Source organism: Sphingomonas sp. LC-1 (genome assembly GCF_025371035.1).
In the GTDB taxonomy this organism is placed as follows: domain Bacteria; phylum Pseudomonadota; class Alphaproteobacteria; order Sphingomonadales; family Sphingomonadaceae; genus Sphingomonas; species Sphingomonas sanguinis_E.
In genome coordinates this window covers 1-3,560 of record NZ_JANZXB010000039.1, presented here as the reverse complement: position 1 = coordinate 3,560, position 3,560 = coordinate 1, and the positions used below count along the sequence as shown (strand labels likewise).

Annotated in this window: 3 protein-coding genes, 1 tRNA gene and 1 pseudogene; 4 read left to right on the top strand and 1 reads right to left on the bottom strand. The window is 62.5% G+C overall.

From position 1 onward, the window contains the following. Positions 1-106: 106 nt before the first annotated feature. The 4 genes and pseudogenes from NZL82_RS19680 to NZL82_RS19665 form a co-directional block, all read left to right on the top strand. Positions 107-1,009: pseudogene (locus NZL82_RS19680) on the top strand (zinc-dependent alcohol dehydrogenase); the annotation flags it as partial. Positions 1,010-1,853: 844 nt separating this feature from the next. After that, positions 1,854-2,279, top strand: a complete 426-nt coding sequence (locus NZL82_RS19675) for a hypothetical protein (protein WP_261271379.1) — start codon at positions 1,854-1,856, stop codon at positions 2,277-2,279. Position 2,280: 1 nt separating this feature from the next. Continuing rightward, positions 2,281-2,937: a hypothetical protein gene (locus NZL82_RS19670; protein WP_261271378.1), complete on the top strand. Its 657-nt coding sequence runs from the start codon at positions 2,281-2,283 to the stop codon at positions 2,935-2,937. 154 nt (positions 2,938-3,091) lie between these two features. Then, a tRNA-Lys gene (locus NZL82_RS19665) sits at positions 3,092-3,180 on the top strand. A 115-nt stretch (positions 3,181-3,295) separates the two neighbouring features. Here the strand turns inward: NZL82_RS19665 and NZL82_RS19660 are convergent. Continuing rightward, on the bottom strand, positions 3,296-3,478 hold the full coding sequence (locus NZL82_RS19660; RefSeq protein ID WP_261271380.1) for a DUF4411 family protein: 183 nt from the start codon (positions 3,476-3,478) through the stop codon (positions 3,296-3,298). Positions 3,479-3,560: the final 82 nt, after the last annotated feature.

The following is a 3,560-nucleotide window of genomic DNA, read 5'->3' as shown; positions in this document are numbered from 1 at the left end:
GCACGATCTCAACTTCACGCAGCTTGCCGATGATCTCTTCCGGCTTGTGCTTCTTGCTCGGCATTCAATGTCCCTTTCGCGGTCCAGACTATCATAGTCTCTGGGCCACTCAGCGGGGGGCAGATCAGACTGGCCGGTCAAGCCCAACCCGCCCTTCATTCCGGGTCATGAGGGCGTCGGCTATGTCTCGGCGGTCGGCAAGGGCGTCAAGCACATCAAGGAAGGCGACCGGGTGGGCGTACCCTGGCTCTACACCGCCTGCGGCCACTGCGTGCATTGCTTGGGCGGGTGGGAGACTTTGTGCGAGAGCCAGCTCAACACCGGCTATTCGGTCAATGGCGGCTTTGCAGATTATGTCATCGCCGACCCGAATTTCGTCGGCCATCTGCCCGCTAATATCGGCTTCACCGAGATCGCGCCCGTGCTGTGCGCCGGGGTGACGGTCTACAAGGGGTTGAAGATGACCGATACCAAACCGGGCGACACGGTGGTCATTTCCGGCATCGGCGGGCTTGGCCATATGGCGGTGCAATATGCAGTCGCTATGGGCCTGAATGTCGCGGCGGTGGATGTCGACGACGCCAAGCTGGACCTCGCACGGCGGCTGGGCGCGAAGGTCACCGTCAATGCGCGGACCGAGGCGGACCCGGCGGCGGCGATCAAGCGCGAGACCGGCGGCGGCGCGCAGGGTGCGCTCGTCACGGCGGTCAGCGAAAAGGCGTTTGCGCAGGCCGTGGGCATGATGGCGCGGGGCGGCACCGTCGCGCTCAACGGCCTGCCGCCGGGTGACTTTCCGCTCAACATCTTCGGGCTGGTGCTGAACGGCATCACCGTGCGCGGATCGATCGTCGGCACCCGGCTGGACCTTCAGGAGTCGCTCGACTTCGCAGCCGACGGCAAGGTCAAGGCGACCGTCGCCACCGCCCCGCTCGCCAAGGTAAATCAAGTGTTCGACCGAATGCGCCGGGGCCAGATCGAGGGTCGCATCGTCCTAGACCTGACGGCCTGAAATCGCGGCGGGCGGCGGCTCCGCCCCCGCCCGCCAGCGTTGAAGAATCAATAACCGACCGTATCGCCTGTGCCGCCCTTCGTTCGCGGATCACTGACTCCGACCTGATCCACACCGGCGAGACGGTGGCAGCCCTGGCTTCAACGGATCGGGCTATCTCACGATAGTGCCACAGGTGCCGGCCGGCCGCATCATGCGGCCGCATACCGAGGAGGCAGCCGTTTCCGTGTCAACCGGTGGACTGGTGTGTCGACAGGTTCCGAATTAGACAGCGCACTGTCGGCCGATTTTACCAGAAGCCGCCCTGGCGCCCTCGCGGCGAACGGCCGACTTCGGCCAGGAGCTGCCCCGCCCTTTGCCTCGGCGGGGACCCATAGATGGCCGTCCAGGACGTTAAGTCGGCTTCCCAACTTACGCCATTCGTTCACATCAATCGAGCGAAGCTTACAGCGAGCGGAGCCGGACATCTGGACCGTCACTCTGGCGACGCGAGAAGATTTGTTGAGGGTCACCGGCTCCGACGCGGCAGTGGCAGCTTCGCCGAGAGCCAGTCGGCGAGGCGCCGAGCGTCGCTCGCATCTGAGATGCGCATAGGTGGATAGAGGTGTGAGTGACAGAAGTCGTCGTCGCTGAAGAGACGGCCGCTTGAAACGTTGTTCCTGCCATCGATCGTGTTGGGTCGCGGAATGTCATGGGCGCTGCGACCAATCCTGGACAAGTACATCTCTCTCGATCCCCGCATCCGGTCGTTGCTCATTTGCGGTCCGCTTTGCTCATTGCGATCTAGCTTGAAGCGGCATTCGCGCCCCTGCATAGCGATGGCATTGGAATTGCCGGGGGACGCGTGGAAGACGAGGAGGTTGAGCGGCTAATCACCGAGTTGCGCGAGGCGCTTCGTCAGACGGGTTTCGGCTGGGCGGCGGAGCAGGCAGAGGCGGCGTTGCCGGCCGATGCCCCTGCTCGAATTGTCGCGCATGCTTTGGTCAACGCTGCCGAGACGGTGACGGTGGACCTCGCACAGGCGGAGATCGCATCGGTTCGGCAGCTCGGCGTCGAGGAGATCGTTTTCAAGGTTGATCCCGGCGCTGACGGAGGCGGTTTTGACGCTGACGGTGATGGCGACGGCCGCGCTTTCGACGGATCTAGAGCAACTGCCGCCGATGAAGGCATCGGGCTCCGAGGCCAGCAGCGGAGAGCGGCGCTCGAGGTCATGCCGGACTACGCGCGAGATTTCGCGATACTGAGAGAGCGGTTGAATGGCCTCGGCTAGTATGCTGTCTACGATCACCGCGGCGCTCTCGACCGCCGCTACGCTCGGTTACAATGTCGCAAGCGCCGCGCACGACGTTTACGAAGGTTACGTACTGGCGCTTCTGCTGCAGGCGGCATCTGCTGAGAGCTGGGCTGCCGAGCTCCGCGACGGATCTGACAATCCAACGACGGATGCGATCTTCCGATTGGGCCCGGGGCGACTACCATCGGGTAACTTCACGCACGTTCGCCTCACCAAGCCTGGCAAGGTCGCCCTCGAGGCGCACATCGGCGTCAAGGTGCGGGGCGTTTCTACGATTGCTCACGAGTTCGATCTTTTGTTAATGCCTGCGAGCGTGGCCGCCACTTGTCGTCGAACTAACCGCGACCCATCGTCGGGCGATATCGTAGCTCACGCGGAGGCCAAGTATTACGGTGGCAATCTCTCGCTGCCGATCGGTCGCGCTGTGGCGGGATTGGCGGTCGATTGCGGGATGACAACGCCGTTCCATCTTAGTGGGAAGTCGATACTCGTCACAAACCAGAACGGTTCGACAGTCGAGACCCTAGTGCAATACTACGGCGTGACTTTCAGATTCCTGATTAAGCCCTCGAACGGCCTTGGGCTCTATCATATGGTCAAACGATTTCGGGCCATGCTGGTCGCAGCGCCGTGAGTTACAGCTGCTCTACACGAAATCTAGGTTCCTCAGGCAAACGTAGGCGCAGAGACCCAGTTGCGAACGCTCACAGCCGCGTGCCAAATTCCCGAAGGCGGACGTCCATACAGGCGACGCAGCACGGCCGAAAGTGGGCCGGTTGCGGACTGGCGGGTTGCGGAGCTCAATCTACCAAAGCGGATGCAGTGCAGCTGACTTTTAATCAGCGGATCCTTGGTTCGAGCCCAAGTGCGTCCACCACCTTTTTGCAGCGATTACAGTCGCTTAATTACCCATCGTGGGGCCTCGGTCTGTGGCTACGGACACGCTTATAAGTCGGTCGTAAGTGCCGGCCAGGGCGGCACCCGAAGCGCTGCTAGAACTGCCAGCCCTCGCGCTCCATGAAGGCCTCCAGCGAGAGGCAGTCGATTCCGAAGTGGTCGCAGATGTTCGGGATCTTCGCCCCGTTCTCCTTGAACTGCTCCATGGTGACCACGCACCGGCCCTCGGTCGCTGCCTTGGCGATCACGAATGGGTCCGCGTGCTGCGCGACAATCAAGGTGAGAACAGCGCGACAATCTAGATGAGAATGGCGGGGGTGTGTCTGTCGGGACGAGGGGCGAAGCCCCGAGGAGCGACAG